We start from the raw sequence: 17,983 nt of genomic DNA, 5'->3' as shown, positions 1-17,983 counted from the left end.
TTATTTTAGCGGGTCTCCGGTTACTTCTTCGCGTTTCACTTTCAGTACCTCATTCTCTAACGACACGACCTCAATCAGATATTGCTGCTGTGGCTGACCATCCGGTTTTATAGTTACCAGAATCTTATCATCATCCAGAAACTGCCAGGTACCCGGTTGTTCTTCCAGTCCGTCGGCAGGCGCAATGGCATAGTTTTTCAGGATGCCACCTTTCTCCAGCATAAAGCCAGTGCGGCCCCTCGATGGCGCGAAGTCGTAGGTGTTAGGGCGGTACGTGGTAACCGCGTCCAGATCTTCTTCAAAAGCGTGCAGCCAGGTTTTGCCAACCAACTGCTGCTCCAGTTTACTTGTTTTTTTACAGGTATTGGCCAGAAACAACAGGCAGACCAGGCAAAGCAACGATGCGTATCTCATAGGTATAAAAAGCTGCTACAGCAGTATGTTTTGTAAGCCAAGATAGGGATTTCTGCCGTTATATAGAAGCGAATGAATATAAATCACAAGCAAGTATGGTTCGGACGGTTTTTCTATCTTTGTAAGTATACGATATAGGCCGTGGAAAATAAAAAGATCATACGACTGTTTAAGCTGGCTGCCGAGCTGATGGAGCTGCACGACGAGAACCCGTTTAAGGTACGCTCTTACGTAAATGGCGCCGCTACCCTGGAATTAGTAGAAGAACCATTGGCAGGCATGAGCCAGGCTACCCTGGAAGGTATACAAGGCGTTGGCAAAGGCATTGCTGCTAAGATCATCGAGATAAACGAGACCGGCTCTTTTGAAGAACTGGACCAGATGCTGGCTGCCACACCGCCGGGTGTAGTGGAGATGCTCCGCATTAAAGGTATCGGCCCTAAAAAAGTGCGCACCATCTGGAAAGAACTGGGCACCGAAACCGTGGAAGAATTGCTGGATGCCTGCGAGCAGGATAAACTGAGCAAACTGAAAGGTTTTGGAGCCAAGACCCAGGAAAACATAAAACAGGCACTGCTCTTTACCCAGCAAAACCGTGGCAAACTACTTTATGCCGAAGCTGAGCCGAGTGCCGAAGAGCTGCTGCAAACTATAAAACAAGCCCTGCCTGATGCAAAAGTAGAAGTAGTAGGTGATGTGCGTCGCCGCATGGAAATTGTAGAAAGTCTGCAGTTTGTAGTAGCTACTGATGCCTTTAAAGATGCCTGCGAAAAGCTGGGTAAAATAGATGTGCTGGAGCACGATATTCGGAATTCCGGACCACGTATCTGGCGCGGAAACTATAGTTTGAACGGCATGGTAACGGAAATAAGGCTTGTTGATGATGCCTGTTTTGCAAATGAAGTGGTGTTGAGATCTGCTTCCGAAGCCCACTTAACCCAGGTTTTTGCTGCCGGCAAGTGTATGCTAAATGTGCTGCGCGAAGAAAATCATAAAACCGAGGAAGAAGTATACAATGCGGCTGGTATGGCTTTTATAGTTCCGGAACTGCGCGAAGGCACCAACGAGCTGCAACTGGCCATGGATAACAAGCTGCCCAAACTACTCGAGCTATCTGATCTGAAAGGTATTCTGCACAACCACAGTACGTATTCTGATGGCGCCCACACCTTAGAGCAAATGGCTACTTTCTGTCGCGATATGGGCTACCAGTATTTAGGCATTTCGGACCACAGCAAAACGGCGTCTTATGCGGGCGGCCTTCGAGAAGGCGATGTGCTGCGCCAGCAAAAGGAGATAGACGAGCTGAACCAGAAACTGGCTCCGTTCAAAATATTCAAAGGTATTGAGTCGGATATACTGACAGATGGCTCTTTGGATTATGAAGAAGATATCCTGAAGACGTTCGATTTTATAGTTGCCAGCATCCATAGCGTGCTGAATATGGATGAGAAAAAGGCCACACAACGCCTGATCACAGCCATCGAAAATCCATACACCACCATGCTCGGCCACCCGACCGGCAGGCTTTTGCTTCGTCGCGAAGGTTACCCGATAAACCATAAAATGGTAATAGATGCATGCGCTGCCAACAACGTCATCATCGAGATTAACGCTAATCCTTGGCGCTTAGACCTGGACTGGCGCCACGTGCACTACGCGTTGGAAAAGGGAGTAATGCTAAGTATAAACCCCGATGCCCACCACACCAGCGGCTACGACGACATGAAGTACGGTGTACTGGTAGGCAGAAAAGGCGGACTTACCAAAGAAATGACCTTTAATGCTAAGCCGGTGGAAGAAGTAGAAGCTTATTTCAACAAGCGTAAGGCGGGGATTTGATTGCTGATAGTTAACCCGACTATATAACACTAATGTCATTTCGAGCCAAAGCGAGAAATCTAAATAGAATTTGAGATAGATCTCTCACAAAGTTCGAGATGACATATTGTCTTTTTTAACCAACCATCTCAATTGCAAAAAGAGAAGCTTAAAATATTGATTATCCGATTCAGTTCGATAGGGGATATTATTTACACCACACCGGTAGTTCGTTGCCTGAAGCAGCAGGTGCCGGGCGTGGAGATCCATTTCCTGACCAAACCCGGTTTCCGGTTTATACTGGACAATAACCCGTATGTAGACAAACTGCACCTGCTGCAGAACCATCTGAACGACACCATACGAGAACTGAAAGCCGAGCAGTTTGATTATGTGATCGATCTACACAATAGTCTGCGTTCAGTGTTGGTGAAGTATAAATTAGGCGTTAAATTCTACACGTTCAAAAAGCAGCGGATCCGGAAAATACTGGCATTAAAGTTTAAACTGAATACCGTAAAGCCAACTCATCTAGTAGACCGCTACCTGGAAACGATAAAATTCTTAGGCGTAGTAAACGATCAGAAGCCTGTAGATTATTTCCTGCCCGGCGACTATAGTTTGAACACCCTTTTACCGGAAACCCACCAACAGGATTATGTAGCTTTTATTATTGGCGCAACACACTTTACCAAACGCATGCCGAACGAGCAGGTGGTTAGTATCTGCCAGTCGCTTAATAAGCCTGTTGTATTGCTGGGTGGTAAAGACGTGGAAGAGAACGGTGCTATAATAACCGAAGCTGCCGGCGCAAAAGTATACAATGCCTGCGGGAAGCTTAACATGAACGAATCTGTTTACGTGGTAAAACAGGCGGCTAAAGTAATTGGATTTGATACCGGCCTAACCCACATTTCCGAAGCATTTAATAAAGAACTTGTTACCATTTGGGGAAGTACGGTGCCGGAACTACTGGGTGTACAACCCTACCAGGTTACCAAACACTACGAAGCAGGAGTGGAGTTGCCTTGCAGACCATGTACCAAATTCGGAAGATCAGAATGCCCGCTGGGCCACTTTAAATGCATGCGCGATATTGATGAAAAAGCTATAGTTGATTTTGTGAACCGCGAACTATAAAGAGATGAAGAACTATAACTGGCAGGAGACTGATATACAATTTTTGGAAGCTATACTATTAGCGACAGGTGGTGAAGGCGGCGCACCTTTACAGGAAGTGTTGCTGATGGCCGATGCTGCAGACGGAACCGTTTTTGAAATGAAGGAAGTGGAAGAAGCGCTGCTAAAGCTGGTTGCTGCTAAGGTGGTAACTATAAATAAGAACAAGCTAGGCCTGAACCCGGATTTCCTGCAGCAATACGAAGCGCTAACTATACAGGAAGGTTTATCAGAGGATGATGATCTCCTGATGAACCTGTTGCAGAAGCAAACTATAACCGAAGAAACTATAAAAGCGGCTAAGGAAGGGGAGTTGAAGAAGTATAAACTGAAGAATTACTACCAGCAATACCAGGAACAATTCGGATAACTATAGCAAACTATAAAATAAAAGCCGCTGATGACCTCAGCGGCTTTTATACTTTAGAAGAGAAAATTTTAAAATCTCCACATCTCTAAATTTCCAAACTAAGAAATCTTCTCAAATCCTAAGTATGGGTGCAGCACTTTTGGCAGGTTAATACCATCCGGTGTCTGGTTATTTTCAAGGATGGCGGCAACTATACGCGGCAGGGCAAGGGCGCTACCATTTAATGTGTGCAGCAGCTGTGTTTTACCAGCTTCGTTTTTGTAACGCAGCTTCAAACGATTTGCCTGGTACGTTTCAAAATTACTGCAAGAGCTTACTTCCAGCCAGCGGCCCTGTGCTGTTGAGTATACTTCCATGTCGTAAGTAAGGGCAGAGGTAAAGCCCATATCGCCACCGCAAAGACGCAGCACACGGTATGGCAGCTCAAGTTTCTGCAACAGGCCCTGTATATAACTGCTCATTTCTTCCAACACTTCATACGACTTCTCTGGTAGCGTTATCTGTACAATTTCTACCTTATCAAACTGGTGCAAACGGTTCAGGCCGCGTACATCAGCGCCCCACGAGCCAGCTTCTCTTCTGAAACACGGCGTATGGCCCGCATTCTTAATTGGTAACTGGTCAGCCGGCACAATTACATCGCGGTAAAGATTTGTTATTGGTACTTCGGCAGTTGGTATCAGGTAATAGTTATCTTCAGTGGCATGGTACATCTGGCCATCCTTATCCGGTAACTGACCGGTGCCGTAGCCCGATGCTTCGTTTACCAATATAGGCGGCTGTATCTCAGTGTAGCCAGCTTTCATGGCTTCATCTAAAAAGAAGTTGATAAGCGCACGCTGTAAACGGGCTCCCTGCTTTTTATAAACCGGGAAACCGGCACCTGTAATCTTATTACCCAGGTCAAAATCAATGATGTCGTACTTCTGGATAAGCTCCCAATGTGGTTGCGCACCGGCATGCAGCTCCGGAATTTCGCCGTGCTGCAGCACCACTTCGTTATCTTCTGCTGTTCTACCTACAGGTACACTTTCGTGGGGCAGGTTTGGTAGCTTATATAAGGCAGCCTGCAAGTCCTCTTCCAGGGTAGTTAGCTGGTCGGCAAGGGTTTTAGCCTGCTGCTTTAGTTCTGTAGTCTGTGATTTATATGATTCGGCTTTCTCGCGTTCGCCGTTCTTCATCAGAATTCCGATCTCTTTGGAGATACTATTCGAGCGGGCCTGCAGTTCATCGTGTTCGCTCTGTACCTGCCGGCGGCGCTGGTCAAGGTCAAGTAAAGCAGCAACTTCATCAGCTGCATTTTTGTAGTTTTTCTTGGTGAGGCCTGCCACTACCAGGTCTGTCTGCTCCCTTAAAACGGATAGTTGTAGCATAGTTGCGTGTTAAGTATTGGTACAAAAATATACTTTTTTGCGTAGTACGTGGCAATTCCGAAATCTTTTACCTGTTTTCTGAAACATTTTGCATAAAATGACGCGTAATATTTGTTAATTAGGTGCTATTGCAATAACATTGCAGTGCATTTATTACGAAGGCCCTTCCCGAGCCTCACTATTTCTACGCAATCTATTCTGTTTCCTGATTTATAATTTAAGACTCTCGCTGCGTTTGCGTATCACCACGCTTCCGGCATCACATTAACCACCATACCACATTTATGTACAATATTGAAGAATTGAAAGATAGGCTTCTTTCAGAACTCAAGGAAATTGCAGAGGACCTGGGCGTTCAGAACTTCAAAAAACTGAGCAAACAGGACATCATCTACAAGATCCTGGATCAGCAAGCCATAACCCCTCCTGAGAAATTACCCAAAAAGATCAAGCCTGCTGCCAGTTCTGCCGCCCCAACAAGCGAATCATCTCCTGAAATTGCAACTATAGAAGAAGAAGCTCCAGCCCCGGTAGCAGCAAGACCAATTGCACGTGCCGAGCAACCAGAGCGTGCACCAAAACCTGCCTCAGCGCCCGTTAAAGATCACGGCCCGCAACGCGAACGTACACAGCCTCGCCGCGAAAACAGGGAACAGACAACAAGCGAACCACGCACAGAAAACCGCGAGCCTAGAGCAGAGCGAGCTGAGAACCAAAGCCGCGAGCCAAGGCCGGAACGTGCCGAAACGCAAAGCCGCGAGCCACGCGAGCGTAACGACGGACGTGAGCAACGTTCTGAAAACCGCAACGACAACCGCGAGCAACGCCCTGAAAACAGGGAGCCACGCCAGGATAACCGCGAGCAACGCAGCGACCAGCAATCAAACAGACCGGATAACCGCTACGACAACAATCAGCGTCGTAACAACCCACAACAGCAGAATGCAAACGCGGGTGGCAATATCTTTAAGGAGTTTGATGGTATAATACTAAACGAAGGTGTGTTGGAGCTGATGCAGGATGGGTATGGTTTCCTGCGTTCTACACACTATAACTACCTGGCATCGCCGGACGATATTTATGTATCGCCATCGCAGATAAAATTATTTGGTCTGAAGACAGGTGATACTGTAAAAGGCCAGATCCGCCCGCCGAAAGAAGGCGAGAAATATTTTGCCCTGCTTAAGGTTGAGACTGTAAACGGACGTACCACGGAAGAAATTCGTGACCGTATTCCGTTCCAGCACTTAACGCCGCTTTTCCCTGAGGAGCGCTTAAAATTAACTACCAAGCCAAGTCAGCTTTCAACCCGAATTCTGGACCTTTTTGCCCCGATCGGTAAAGGCCAGCGTGGTATGATCGTGGCGCAGCCTAAAACAGGTAAAACCGTGTTACTGAAAGAGATAGCCAATGCTATTTCTGAGAACCATCCGGAGGTATACCTGATGATCCTGCTGATTGACGAACGCCCAGAAGAGGTAACGGATATGGCACGTAGCGTAAAAGCGGAAGTTATTGCATCTACGTTTGATGAGACTGCCGAGCGCCACGTGAAAGTATCGAGCATTGTACTGGATAAAGCTAAGCGAATGGTAGAGTGCGGCCACGATGTGGTTATACTTCTGGATTCGATCACGCGTCTGGCCCGTGCTTATAACACGGTTGTTCCGTCGTCTGGTAAGATATTATCGGGTGGTGTGGATGCCAACGCGCTGCACAAGCCGAAGCGTTTCTTTGGTGCTGCCCGTAACGTAGAGAATGGTGGTTCATTAACTATCATCGCCACTGCGCTTATCGACACAGGTTCTAAGATGGATGAAGTTATCTTCGAAGAATTTAAAGGTACCGGCAACATGGAGCTTCAGTTGGATCGTAAACTGGCCAACAGAAGAATTTACCCTGCTATCGATGTTCCTGCTTCGGGAACACGCCGCGAAGACCTGCTGATGGACAGAGATGAACTGAACCGTATCTGGATACTGCGCAAGTTTATGTCAGATATGAATTCTGTAGAAGCTATGGAGTTCCTGAAAGACAGAATGGTTGGCACGAAGAGCAACGAAGAATTCCTGATCTCGATGAATGGCTAAACTATAGTTTAGTATCAACTATAAGAAAACGGTCCCGCAACTATAGCTGCGGGACCGTTTTTGTTTTCGTCTGAATCAGGATTTTCAGGATTAAAGGATGTGCAGGATTTTAATTGCCAAACTATAGTTTAGTAGAAGTTAAAACTCATCCCTTTCTAACTTCTAAACTTTTTAACTCTCTAACTCATAAACTCCCCAACTCCTAAACTATAAATCATTGCCAGAACGGATACTCGACATGTGTAAGGTGATAATACACATAGGTAACGACAAAGCCGAAAAATACATGACTGAACACTATTTCGATGAGGTATCTTTCCAGTTTAATGTGTGGTGGCCTGGGGTGGATCATGAAAAAGAAATACCAGATGATCATGGCGAAGATGCCGTTTCCTAAACCAATAAGCATGCCCCACGAAGCAGTAATAGTGCCTACGCCACTTTCCCAGAGAGCCAGGTAGCCAATAGCATATAAAACACCGACAGTATAGTGTGCCAGCCCGCCTACCAGTTTAGCAGCCATCCCATTCGACAGGCTACCATCGGGGTGGGTTCTGCCAAGCAGCATGGTTCCGAGCACCAGTGGTATTCGTAAAACGCGGTTTGTTGCCAGAGAGAGCAGGTAAATTACGGCAGACATAGCTGCAGCACCAGCCAGCCCGGCCAATATTACATAGATCAGCTTCACGTATGACTTTTAATTTTTCCCTTATACGCAATTGCATAGCATAGTTGTACTATAGGCATTATAGTTAGTAAACAGCCTCAAACACCAGCATAGTTATAAATGCCAGGCTAATGCACACAGAAGATATTTTGTTCATGTGCATGGTGTTTTCATAGTTCACCAAGGTTTTGTTTCGGGAGGCGCTAATTGCCCAGTTGGTAAAATAGTAGAGGATAGGTGCCGTAGCTATCAAAAAGATGATGATGTTCTGAAACTGGTCGGTAGTATAGTACAACCAAAGCAAAACACCGGTACCGAGCAACAAACTGACTGCTGCAAAAATATAAGTACCCGTAATGCCAAGCAGCAAACTTATCGTTATATCACCGCGCTGGCTGTCTTCATCGTGCTGATAAATTTGGGTGAGCGGGTAAGAGCCGCTCAGAAACAACGTGCTAACTATAGCAAAACCTGCATTAGGCATCTGCATCACTTCCTGTAGTTTCAAGCCAACACCGACCTGCACCATCGCAAACGTAAACGCCCCTTGGAAAAAAGTAACAACTATAGTACTGATGATCGGGTACTTTTTGAGCCGGATGCCTTCGTAACTATAGGCTTTGGAAATGAGCAGGTACAAGGCCACTAACGCAGCGAACAAGGGAGATAAAAAGATAGACAGCAACACAGCCAGCACATCAAAAATCAACACTAAATGCATCAATTCGCGGTTAACTTTAGGCGGATGTTTCAAACCACCAATGCTGCCTTCGTCGCGGTCGTAATAAGAGTTGTAGCCGTTGCTGGCCGGGTAAACCAGTAAATGCAAAATCAGGAAAACAACTATAGCCCTGCTTACATCAACCTGCTGCAACGCACTAAGCGCAAACCAGAATACCGGCATCAGGTACACTGAAAAAGGTATTCGCATTAAAGTAAGCGCGTCGCGGTAGGGTTTCATTTAGTTAGCAGTTAATAATAATCAGCTACAGCACAATCACTCATCCAATATTCAGTTATTCAAAATTAATTAGGATACCCGATTAGGTAAATAACGTGCTTGCCGGGTTTGTTGCCGACGCGTCCGGTTTGCCAGGTATAGTTTGGAGCTTTTATAGTTTGCAGCATTTGTTGCAGGTGTGTTGGCGTATAAATGCGCAACAATGATACGGTGCCATCCCAGATAATGCCAATAGGTATAAGAGGAATGATGTACGTGAAAAACAGCCTGCTGAGCTTAAATGGCCGGATGAAAGGCGTAACTAAAACTATAACTATAGGAAAGGCCAGCCATAGTAAGATCATCTCAACCCAGCTTTTCTGAGCTCCCTCAAATATGCCGATGGCTGCACGCTTGTCGGCGGCGTCCTGCAAAATGCGTTGGGCTATAGTTGGCGGAAAGTGGTGGAACGATGAAAAAATAGTGCGCACGCCGGTTATAGTTTCGGGCACAGCAGTAGCATCTATAGGCTCAGGTATAAAATCTATAGTTCCGCCGGATTGCGTTTGCAGATATTGGTAAGTACTGATGTTCGGGTAAAGGTCGGAGAGGGTGACGTGTATCGTTTGGCCCATGCGCTGGCTAAGGCCTTTCTGTATGGTTTCTATTCCGCCGCCGGCACCGGAGCAAAGGTCTGTTATGTGTGTTTGCTTGGTTTTAGTTAGCAGTTCTTGTAGCAGGGGCAGGGTCGCCTCATAAGCACCCAGTTTCGAGATCATAAAACGCAAAAAATCCAGCATGCCTTGCCGGATCACGTGCGGGAACCAACGCTGGTCCTCGAGTTCAAAAAGTTGCAGCCGGATGTTCAAGTACTTTTTTTATTGCACATACTGCGCATCCGGCTGTTTAGTTATGGTTAGGTTACCTGCTATAGTTTTTGTACTGGCGCAAATCTCCGAATTTGTGACGTAGGGTGTGTACGAGTCTCCAGACTCGCTGACACTCAATGCGAACTATAGACTTTAAAACTATAATCTGATCAAGGCTTACTTCTTAGTTTTACTCCCAACTATAAAACTATAGTTATCGTCGGTGTTGCTGAAGATTTGCCAGTATAGTTCCTGTTCTTTTGTAGTATCTGGGGTAACAATAAGCCTGGCACCATACTCGAAGTAAAGTGTGAAGCCGTTGTTTTCATTCAGCTCAAAACGTTGTGGCGTCATGGCTCCTCCGGCATTTATCAGTTCCTGCAGGCGCTGGTCGCGCAGGTTAGCGCCCGGTAATTTCCAGTCGAACTTTGGAGAGGGTAGTCCGGCTTCGCGTTTGCGCATGAAAACTTCGTTATGTTTAATGCTGTCGCCGTTGGGTAATACCAGTTGCCAGGGGCAGTTCAGGGCAAGCGTAACAGCACCTACATCCAGAATTAACCCTTGAGGTGTGCGGTAATGCGCTTTGCCAAAATGGAAATATTGTACCAGCTCGGTGCGTGTGGTTTTGGTAAGGGGCAGGCCGGTAATTTTATCTAAAGCCTCTTGTACGGGCATATGCATACGGTATAGTTTCAGAGAATAAGGGCAAAGATAGGCAGCGCGTTACTATTAAATAATGTTCAAAGTCACTTTACTAAGTTTTATAGTTATTTAACACGTTTGTTACACACTTAAAGTATATTTGCACTAGTTTCGAAAGAAGCTGCCATCTGGAATTTTTAGGGCCGAAGCCCTGTTTGCATACAATGCTGAAAGAGCAAGAAAAAATAGAAAAGCCAAAACACCGTTCGGCGTATCGCACCTTTATCCGTTTTGCCTGGAAAACCTTTTTTATCGGGTTTATTGTAGTTGTCGGGTACCTGCTGAGTGTGGAGTTTAACCTGTTTTACCTGTTTGGTTCGTCGCCGAGCCTGGATAAACTGGAAAACCCGCGTAATGATCAGGCATCTGAACTATACACCTCTGATGGTGAACTGATCGGTAAATACTTTAAGGAGAACCGTAGCCCTATTGGGTACGAGAAGATGTCGCCGATGCTGCTGAAGGCGCTTATTGCTACCGAAGACGTACGTTTTTACGAACACTCCGGCATCGATCCGCAGGCTATAGTTTCGGCAGTATATGGTGGTTTAACAGGCGATGCCCGAGGAGCCAGTACCATTACCCAACAGTTAGCCAAAAACCTCTACAAAACCCGAACCGACGATTCTAAAGGTGTATTGGGCCATATTCCGGGACTGAACGTGGTTATTGCAAAAACAAAAGAGTGGCTTACCGCCATAAAACTGGAGCAGCGCTATACCAAAGAAGAGATCCTGGCCATGTACCTGAACACCGTGGATTTTGGTTCAAACTCGTTTGGTATAAAAGTAGCGTCTAAAACATTTTTTAACGTATCAGCCGACAGCCTTAAAACAGAACAGGCTGCTACGCTTGTTGGTTTGTTAAAAGCCCCAACCTACTATAGCCCACGCTTTAATCCCGAAAATGCTACCCGCCGTCGTAACACCGTGCTGGAGCAAATGGCTAAATACAACTACATCACCAAAGCTGCTGCCGACTCGCTGAGCAAAGTTCCGCTGGTGCTGGACTATAGTGTTGAGAACCATTATGATGGCCCGGCTACCTATTTCAGAGGCGCCGTTGCTGAATACCTGCAGGAGTGGTGTAAGCAGAACGGGTATGACCTTTACCGCGATGGTTTGAAGATCTATACGACGATAGATTCACGGATGCAGAAACATGCCGAAGAGGCCATGGAAGAACAAATGCGTGCTTTGCAGCGCCGCTTTAACAACCATTGGCAAGGCAAAAACCCGTGGGTTGATGAGAATAATAACGAAATACCTGGCTTTATTGAGGAAACTATAAAACGTACCTCGTACTATCAGCGCCTGAAGCAAAAGCATGGAAACGATGTGGCCGCTATTAACCGTGAGCTGAATACGCCGCGCGAAATGATGGTGTTTACCTGGGATAATGACTCGCTGGAGAAGAAAGTAACGATGAGCCCACTGGATTCGCTGCGCTACTATAAGCGTTTCCTGCATGGCGGTATGATGACCATGGATCCGTTTTCTGGCCATATTAAAGCCTGGGTGGGTGGTATCAACTTTAAGTATTTTAAATACGACCACGTGAAACAGGCACGTCGTCAGCCGGGTTCAACGTTTAAGCCTTTTGTGTATGTTGCTGCTATTGATAATGGTTACTCGCCATGCGATAAAATTATAGACCAGCGCATCACTATAAACTATGTAGAGAAAGGGGAGAAGAAGACCTGGTCGCCAACAAACGCCGACTGGCAGTATACCGGCGCACCCATGACACTCCGTCGTGGTATGGGTAAATCAGTTAACTCTGTTACCGCACAGCTCACCGAAAAAATAGGCTGGGAAACGGTAGTGAAGTATGCACACCGCCTGGGCATTACAAGTCCGCTGGAATCTGTGCCATCTATAGGGTTAGGGCCAAGCGATGTTTCTATCTACGAAATGGTGGGAGCTTACAGTACATTCCCGAACAACGGTTTCCATACCAAGCCCATGTTCATTACCCGCATCGAAGACCGCAACGGCAACCTGATACACCAGTTTGTACCGAAGCAGAAAAAAGTATTGAGCGAAGAAACGGCTTTCCTGATGATGCATATGCTGAAAGGCGGTATTGAAGAACCAGGCGGTACCTCGCAGGCACTTTGGGAATATGACCTCTGGAAAGGAAACGAGATCGGTGGAAAGACCGGAACAACCTCGAACCACTCGGATGGTTGGTTTATGGGTGTAACCAAAGACTTAGTGACCGGTGTTTGGGTTGGTGGCGAAGACCGCAGTATCCACTTCCGTACCTCTAACTTAGGCGAAGGCTCTAAAACAGCGCTGCCTGTGTTTGGCTTGTACATGGAGAAGATATACCAGGATAAAGATCTGGGCTACACGATGGGCCGTTTCCCGGGGCCATCTGTCAAGATCAGTAAGAAATATAGCTGCACCACCGTACTGCCACGCAAAGTAGAAACCGATTCTACATTGCTAGACCCGAACCTGCAACTATTCGATATTCTGGAGCAACTAAATTCCGGTACTAACACCGACAGCTCGCAGTAACTATAGCGTATAAAACAGAAGAGCCGGCTACAACTATAGCCGGCTCTTCTGTTTTATAGATAGGTCTGAATCAATTTATTTTCTGGTCATAAAAAGAATGTAGTGCTTCGTCGAGGTAATTATACTCAAATGTAAAGCCGGTCTGCAGCACTTTATTGGCACTCACGCGCTGGCTGTCCAGCACTACACCACTTTTCTGGCCTAACATCAGGTTAAGGGCAAATTCTGGCACTTTAGGTAAAACCAGCGGCTTGTGCATGGCTTCGGCCAGCTCTTTGGTAAACTCTTTATTGGTTACCGGGTGCGGTGCAACGGCATTATATACACCTTCAAACTGCGTGTCTTCTATGGCTCTTATAAACAAGCGACAGGCATCGTCGATATGTATCCAGGACATAAATTGTTTGCCTGAACCCAACGGTGCCCCAGCCATCATTTTTACAGGTCTGGCAAGTTGCGGCAAGGCGCCACCCATGTTACTCAGTACAATACCTAAACGCAAAATTACAGTTCGTAAACCCAGATTAGCTATCTGCCACGAGGATGCTTCCCAGGCTTTGCATACTTCAGCCAGAAAATCATCAGCTAAAATACTTTCCTCAGACACCAGTTGGTCACCGGAGTTACCGTAAATACCAATCGCCGATGCCGAAATAAAGCCTTTTACATGATGCCCGGATTTCTGGAGGCAACTATAAAGCAGACTGGCGCTATCTACCCGGCTTCTTAATATTTCCTGTTTACGCTCTTCTGTCCACTTTTCATCGGCTACACCTGCACCTGCCAAATGTATAATGTAATCGGCGTAGGTTATGGCATTCTCATCAATGTAGCTATCCTTTACATCCCACCGGAACGTTTTATACTTTGAGAATTTGCTGGAGTTCCTGCTTAGGTGCGCCACCTCATAACCCTGGTCGATGAGCATCTCGGACAGGCGTGTGCCTATCATGCCGGAGCCACCTGTAATGAGTATTTTTTCGGGCATAATCAGTTTTTAAAAAAGCTGCTTTATATAGGAGGTACACTATACGTAATACAGGTATAGTTTCGTTGTGCACACCGTATTTTATGCTGTATATAACGTGCTAACTATACTTATTTTTTACGGATGTGGCTTAAGAACTCGCTGCGGTAATGCTCTTCCTGGAATAGTCCTCCATATTCGGCGGTGATCGTGCTGCTGGTTACATCGTTCACACCACGGCTCATTACACAAAGGTGATCGGCTTCTATCAGCACGGCTACGTCTTCTGTTTGCAGTGCCTGCTTCAGTTCATTGGCTATCTGCATGGTCATACGCTCCTGCACCTGCGGGCGGCGGGCATAGTACTGCACAATTCGGTTCAGCTTAGACAAACCAATTACGTGCTCTCCCGGGATATAGGCTACATGCGCCTTGCCAATGATCGGTACAAAGTGATGCTCGCAGGATGAATACAATGTGATGTCGCGCTCCACCAGCATACGGTTATACATATACTTGTTCTCGAAGCGGCGGATCACAGGCTTATTATCCGGATGCAGACCCTGAAAAATTTCCTTCACATACATTTTAGCAACGCGGTGCGGCGTACCTTTCAGGCTATCATCAGTCAGGTCGAGGCCCAGCGTGTGCATAATCTCTTTAAAATGACCGGCAATAATAGTGATTTTCTCCTGGTCTGTCAGGTCAAAAGCATCAGGACGCAGCGGTGTCTCGAGTGAGCTCATCATGTGGTCATCCATGGCTTCAAAATCGTTCTCCGTGTCCTGCTTATCCATTATATTCAACAAAGTTTCGTTCAGTTTCATACAGTGTAATTCCCAGCGCGTAGGTGTCGCTTATCTGTGGCCGGAGTATATTCCAGATCACGATGGCGATGTTTTCGGCAGTGGGGTTTAATTCTTTAAATTCTTCGGTATCCAGGTTCAGGTTCTTATGGTCGAAGCGCTCGATGACTTCCTTTTTCAGGAGCTGGCTCAGTTGCTTCAGGTCATACACATAACCGGTTTCTGCGTTTACAGGTCCGGTAAGTTTCACTATCAATTCATAGTTGTGGCCATGGAAGTTCGGGTTGCTGCATTTATCAAATACAGCCACGTTCTGTTCATCGCTCCAGCGGGCATTATACAACCGGTGGGCAGCATTAAAGTGTTCTTTCCGACAAACAGTTACTTTCATAGTATCACCAACAGTTCCTGGTACCTAATTGTTATCCTTCAAAGATACAGAAATTATATACGTTGCTTTTAAGTTTGCAAAGGTAGGCAGTACTGCCGAAAGGCAAATCAATTTTTTAGCTAAATTAGTCTGGGTGAGCATGATGTTTTTCATTTGATTTAGTTATTTTCGTAGCGTTACATTCCAACTGTATCAATTTTTTAATCCAACCTATATTTATGAGACTGAAAGCTTTACTACTGGGGCTACTATGTATGGTAGCTGGTTTGAGTTATGCCCAATCCGGGCGGGTAGAGGAGAAAGAGCAAACCGTGAACGGTGTAAACAGGCGAGGACAGCAGCTAACCGTGCAGCTGGATCCCGCTTTTGTAGAAAAGCTCTGGAAGGCCCAACTCACCGAGAAATCCGGTAAAATTAAAATGAAACACACCAAAGGCGTTTATACCCTGGATGGTGTTGTGCTGGATACTATAACAAGTACCCCGATGCGCATTATCTCTACGGTCGGCAGCGATCCGGAAGGCAGCTATGTGTGGTGGTCGCTGGATATGGGTGTGGCGTATGTAGATAAAGCCGCTACGCCAAAAGAATATGCCGCCGCCGAAGGTTTTATGCAGGCATTCGCTCGCAAAGCTTACAAAGAAGATATTTTCAGACAGATAAACCAGGCTGAGGAAGTTTTAAAAGCTACCAAACAGGAGCAGGAGCGTGTAGTAAAGCAAGCCAACGATATACAAACAGGTATTACCAAGAACCAGCAACGCAAACTGGAACTGGAAGCTGAACTGGTAAAGAACGCCGAAGACCTAAAGAAACTGGAGCAGGAAGTACAGAACAACATTAAAAAGCAGGAAGCCAGCAAGCAGCAGGTGCAGGAAATGGAGAAAGCTGTTGAAACTGTTCGCGCTAAGCTTTTACAAGTAAAGTAGTAGCTATAGTCGGCAGTTAAAGCTATAGTTGACATCAGAAGCCAGTTGCAGCAATGCAACTGGCTTCTTTGTTTTCGCCTTCTCTTGTCATTTCGACGAAAGGAGAAATCTGAGTTCTATAGTTGCGATGTTTCTAACTGGAACCAAGCCATAGTTTCAAATTACTTTTAATCCTGGGAGCTTTACTTACCTATCGTTTCAATCAGGCTTTGGTGCCCTCACGGCCGGGAGGCCCCGTCTTTGGGCATCGCGCTGTGCGAATCTCTTTTGCTCCTACGTCGCAATGCCTGCGACACCAGATATTCACAAGGCGCTCAACCCAAAGACTGTGATATTTCTCATAGTTATGGTTTGTCTATAGTTTGAAACGATAAGCTCCGAGCTTTATCGTGGCTATAGTTCCGTAGGGACAGGTCGCGACCTGTCCGCTCGACAGGCTGTAACTATAGAACTATAAAGCCAACTATAACAGCAGCAGAAATTCCCCTCTTGAGAGGGGTAGGGGTGTGTTTGCCAACTATAGAACGATAACAGCAATTTAAGCTATTGTCGCAAAATCTCCCCGCCTTAGACTACCGAGAAGAGATTTTGAAGGTAGCGAGCGTAGCTCTGAGGGGTTGGGGGTGGTTGGATAACGCCAACTATAGTATTATTGCCAAAGCTACTACTGGCTTTGGCCCTACCGGGCCAATGGAGTCAGGAGACTCAACACTATCCTAAATCACGAGTCTGGAGACTCGCGGCAGCACGAACTATAAAACTACAACTTCATCCAGCGCTGTATCTCTTTCTCTGCAAACTGCTCATCTTTCCAACCTACAAACTTAAACTGGTTAGGGTAGGTGTGATTTACAAACCACTGCTGTAGTATATTTTTGACAACCGGGTGTTCTATGGTCAGGCTTTTAAAGTTGGTGGCTTTTATAGTTCGCTCACTTGGGCGGGCTGGTACCGAGATAATGACAGGATACAGATCACCGGATGGTTTTTCCAGCATAATGGTTCCGATAGGCAATACCTCCATTACTGTTCCGCTTTCGGCGCGCTCTGCCAGTACCAGGGTGCTTAATCCTCTTCCGTTTGCGCCAACCTCTGTAGATGGTATAAAGCCATAGTTACCCGGGTAAGGCAAGAACTGTAGAATTCTATCTTTCCCGGCTAATTTTTCGTTCGCGAACTCCTTTGTTCTTAGGTTATAAATAACCGATTGGCTGGAGCCAGCAGGAGTTTCTATAACAGCCTGCAATTGCCTGGCTCCGGAGTAAGTGGGTAATGTGGCATAATCTGTCTGGCAACTATATAGCAACAGAGTGATAAGCAGGAATAGGGCAGTGGTAACGCGATTCATAGGTTTGGGTCTTGTAGTGCAAATATAAAAACCGGGTTAGAACGATGCTAAAGTTCCGGACTGTGAAACGGGTATAAATAAAAAAGGAGCTGTTGTTCGAACAGCTCCTTTTTAACTATGGAAAATTTGTGAAAACAGGTATTATCTTCTTTCCTTGATTCTTGCAGCCTTACCTGACAAGCCTCTCAGATAGTAAAGTCTTGCTCTTCTTACTCTACCTTTTCTAACTAGCTCGATTTTCTCGATAGATGGAGAAAGAAGTGGGAAGATACGCTCTAGACCAATCTGGTTAGAGATTTTTCTAACAGTAAAAGTTTCGCCGTTTGTGTTAACGTTCTTGCGCTGAATAACAACGCCCTGGAACTGCTGGATACGCTCTTTGTTACCTTCACGGATTTTAACGTGGATATTGATAGTATCACCTGCCTGGAAAACAGGGAAAGAAGCGCGTTTGTCAGTGTATTCCTGCTCGATAAATTTAATTAATTCGCTCATGGCTATGTTCTAAAGCTAAAGTATCTTCTTGAATTCGGACTGCAAAGATATGTAATTATTTTTTACATAAGAATAATTGCTCCGAAAAATATTTTTT

The 17,983-nt window shown here is 46.0% G+C and carries 17 protein-coding genes; 6 read left to right on the top strand and 11 right to left on the bottom strand.

Going from position 1 to position 17,983, the window contains the following annotated elements; translation table 11 throughout:
* Entirely contained in the window at positions 1 to 414 is a 414-nt protein-coding gene (locus tag ABS362_RS01070) for a hypothetical protein (RefSeq protein WP_350410231.1), read from the bottom strand.
* Between the two features lie 141 nt (positions 415 to 555).
* On the opposite strand from ABS362_RS01070, the gene polX reads away from it, so the two are divergent.
* The 3 genes from polX to ABS362_RS01055 all read left to right on the top strand — a co-directional run bounded on the left by polX (position 556) and on the right by ABS362_RS01055 (position 3,784).
* Complete coding sequence (polX, locus tag ABS362_RS01065; protein WP_350410229.1) at positions 556 to 2,256, top strand: DNA polymerase/3'-5' exonuclease PolX; 1,701 nt, start codon at positions 556 to 558, stop codon at positions 2,254 to 2,256.
* Between the two features lie 132 nt (positions 2,257 to 2,388).
* Positions 2,389 to 3,375, top strand: coding sequence for a glycosyltransferase family 9 protein (locus tag ABS362_RS01060; RefSeq protein ID WP_350410228.1), 987 nt, complete (start codon positions 2,389 to 2,391; stop codon positions 3,373 to 3,375).
* Between the two features lie 4 nt (positions 3,376 to 3,379).
* Positions 3,380 to 3,784, top strand: coding sequence for a hypothetical protein (locus tag ABS362_RS01055; protein WP_350410226.1), 405 nt, complete (start codon positions 3,380 to 3,382; stop codon positions 3,782 to 3,784).
* Positions 3,785 to 3,882: 98 nt separating this feature from the next.
* On the opposite strand, the gene serS is transcribed toward ABS362_RS01055, so the two are convergent.
* Complete coding sequence (gene serS, locus ABS362_RS01050; protein ID WP_350410224.1) at positions 3,883 to 5,157, bottom strand: serine--tRNA ligase; 1,275 nt, start codon at positions 5,155 to 5,157, stop codon at positions 3,883 to 3,885.
* Between the two features lie 284 nt (positions 5,158 to 5,441).
* Between serS and rho the strand changes: the two genes are divergently transcribed.
* Positions 5,442 to 7,247, top strand: coding sequence for a transcription termination factor Rho (rho, locus tag ABS362_RS01045; protein ID WP_350410222.1), 1,806 nt, complete (start codon positions 5,442 to 5,444; stop codon positions 7,245 to 7,247).
* A 214-nt stretch (positions 7,248 to 7,461) separates the two neighbouring features.
* Here the strand turns inward: rho and ABS362_RS01040 are convergent, their stop codons facing one another.
* From ABS362_RS01040 to ABS362_RS01025, 4 genes are all read right to left on the bottom strand, one after another.
* The gene (locus tag ABS362_RS01040; protein ID WP_350410220.1) at positions 7,462 to 7,935 is read right to left on the bottom strand and encodes a hypothetical protein; all 474 of its coding nucleotides are present in this window, start codon (positions 7,933 to 7,935) and stop codon (positions 7,462 to 7,464) included.
* Between the two features lie 64 nt (positions 7,936 to 7,999).
* Entirely contained in the window at positions 8,000 to 8,875 is an 876-nt protein-coding gene (locus ABS362_RS01035; RefSeq protein WP_350410218.1) for a UbiA family prenyltransferase, read from the bottom strand.
* Between the two features lie 65 nt (positions 8,876 to 8,940).
* Positions 8,941 to 9,723: a class I SAM-dependent methyltransferase gene (locus ABS362_RS01030; RefSeq protein WP_350410216.1), complete on the bottom strand. Its 783-nt coding sequence runs from the start codon at positions 9,721 to 9,723 to the stop codon at positions 8,941 to 8,943.
* 177 nt (positions 9,724 to 9,900) lie between these two features.
* Entirely contained in the window at positions 9,901 to 10,398 is a 498-nt protein-coding gene (locus ABS362_RS01025; protein ID WP_350410215.1) for a hypothetical protein, read from the bottom strand.
* Between the two features lie 191 nt (positions 10,399 to 10,589).
* Between ABS362_RS01025 and ABS362_RS01020 the strand changes: the two genes are divergently transcribed.
* Complete coding sequence (locus ABS362_RS01020; protein WP_350410213.1) at positions 10,590 to 12,950, top strand: penicillin-binding protein 1A; 2,361 nt, start codon at positions 10,590 to 10,592, stop codon at positions 12,948 to 12,950.
* Positions 12,951 to 13,020: 70 nt separating this feature from the next.
* On the opposite strand, the gene ABS362_RS01015 is transcribed toward ABS362_RS01020, so the two are convergent.
* From ABS362_RS01015 to ABS362_RS01005, 3 genes are all read right to left on the bottom strand, one after another.
* Positions 13,021 to 13,938 (bottom strand): TIGR01777 family oxidoreductase, encoded by a 918-nt coding sequence (locus ABS362_RS01015; protein ID WP_350410211.1) that lies wholly within the window; start codon positions 13,936 to 13,938, stop codon positions 13,021 to 13,023.
* 110 nt (positions 13,939 to 14,048) lie between these two features.
* Complete coding sequence (gene folE, locus ABS362_RS01010) at positions 14,049 to 14,744, bottom strand: GTP cyclohydrolase I FolE (protein ID WP_434086510.1); 696 nt, start codon at positions 14,742 to 14,744, stop codon at positions 14,049 to 14,051.
* The gene (locus ABS362_RS01005) at positions 14,707 to 15,114 is read right to left on the bottom strand and encodes a 6-pyruvoyl trahydropterin synthase family protein (protein ID WP_350410209.1); all 408 of its coding nucleotides are present in this window, start codon (positions 15,112 to 15,114) and stop codon (positions 14,707 to 14,709) included. Before ABS362_RS01005 ends, folE begins: the two co-directional genes overlap by 38 nt.
* 218 nt (positions 15,115 to 15,332) lie before the next feature.
* On the opposite strand from ABS362_RS01005, the gene ABS362_RS01000 reads away from it, so the two are divergent.
* On the top strand, positions 15,333 to 16,043 hold the full coding sequence (locus ABS362_RS01000) for a DNA repair ATPase (RefSeq protein ID WP_350410207.1): 711 nt from the start codon (positions 15,333 to 15,335) through the stop codon (positions 16,041 to 16,043).
* A gap of 760 nt (positions 16,044 to 16,803) precedes the next feature.
* Here the strand turns inward: ABS362_RS01000 and ABS362_RS00995 are convergent.
* On the bottom strand, positions 16,804 to 17,391 hold the full coding sequence (locus ABS362_RS00995; RefSeq protein ID WP_350410205.1) for an inorganic diphosphatase: 588 nt from the start codon (positions 17,389 to 17,391) through the stop codon (positions 16,804 to 16,806).
* Between the two features lie 141 nt (positions 17,392 to 17,532).
* Entirely contained in the window at positions 17,533 to 17,886 is a 354-nt protein-coding gene (rplS, locus tag ABS362_RS00990) for a 50S ribosomal protein L19 (protein WP_350410204.1), read from the bottom strand.
* Positions 17,887 to 17,983: the final 97 nt, after the last annotated feature.

The sequence above is a fragment of the Pontibacter populi genome (assembly GCF_040278685.1).
GTDB lineage: Bacteria > Bacteroidota > Bacteroidia > Cytophagales > Hymenobacteraceae > Pontibacter > Pontibacter populi.
The sequence above is the reverse complement of the archived record's forward strand: the minus strand, read 5'-3'. Positions and strand labels throughout refer to the sequence as shown.

What these genes read in the sequence shown, in the direction of transcription:
- ABS362_RS01070 (WP_350410231.1), bottom strand. Translation starts at nt 414, where the DNA reads ATGAGATACGCATCGTTGCTTTGCCTGGTCTGCCTGTTGTTTCTGGCC.
- ABS362_RS01015 (WP_350410211.1), bottom strand. Translation starts at nt 13,938, where the DNA reads ATGCCCGAAAAAATACTCATTACAGGTGGCTCCGGCATGATAGGCACA.
- ABS362_RS01035 (WP_350410218.1), bottom strand. Translation starts at nt 8,875, where the DNA reads ATGAAACCCTACCGCGACGCGCTTACTTTAATGCGAATACCTTTTTCA.
- serS (WP_350410224.1), bottom strand. Translation starts at nt 5,157, where the DNA reads ATGCTACAACTATCCGTTTTAAGGGAGCAGACAGACCTGGTAGTGGCA.
- ABS362_RS01005 (WP_350410209.1), bottom strand. Translation starts at nt 15,114, where the DNA reads ATGAAAGTAACTGTTTGTCGGAAAGAACACTTTAATGCTGCCCACCGG.
- rplS (WP_350410204.1), bottom strand. Translation starts at nt 17,886, where the DNA reads ATGAGCGAATTAATTAAATTTATCGAGCAGGAATACACTGACAAACGC.
- ABS362_RS01055 (WP_350410226.1), top strand. Translation starts at nt 3,380, where the DNA reads ATGAAGAACTATAACTGGCAGGAGACTGATATACAATTTTTGGAAGCT.
- ABS362_RS01020 (WP_350410213.1), top strand. Translation starts at nt 10,590, where the DNA reads ATGCTGAAAGAGCAAGAAAAAATAGAAAAGCCAAAACACCGTTCGGCG.
- ABS362_RS01000 (WP_350410207.1), top strand. Translation starts at nt 15,333, where the DNA reads ATGAGACTGAAAGCTTTACTACTGGGGCTACTATGTATGGTAGCTGGT.
- folE (WP_434086510.1), bottom strand. Translation starts at nt 14,744, where the DNA reads ATGAAACTGAACGAAACTTTGTTGAATATAATGGATAAGCAGGACACG.
- ABS362_RS01025 (WP_350410215.1), bottom strand. Translation starts at nt 10,398, where the DNA reads ATGCCCGTACAAGAGGCTTTAGATAAAATTACCGGCCTGCCCCTTACC.
- ABS362_RS00995 (WP_350410205.1), bottom strand. Translation starts at nt 17,391, where the DNA reads ATGAATCGCGTTACCACTGCCCTATTCCTGCTTATCACTCTGTTGCTA.
- rho (WP_350410222.1), top strand. Translation starts at nt 5,442, where the DNA reads ATGTACAATATTGAAGAATTGAAAGATAGGCTTCTTTCAGAACTCAAG.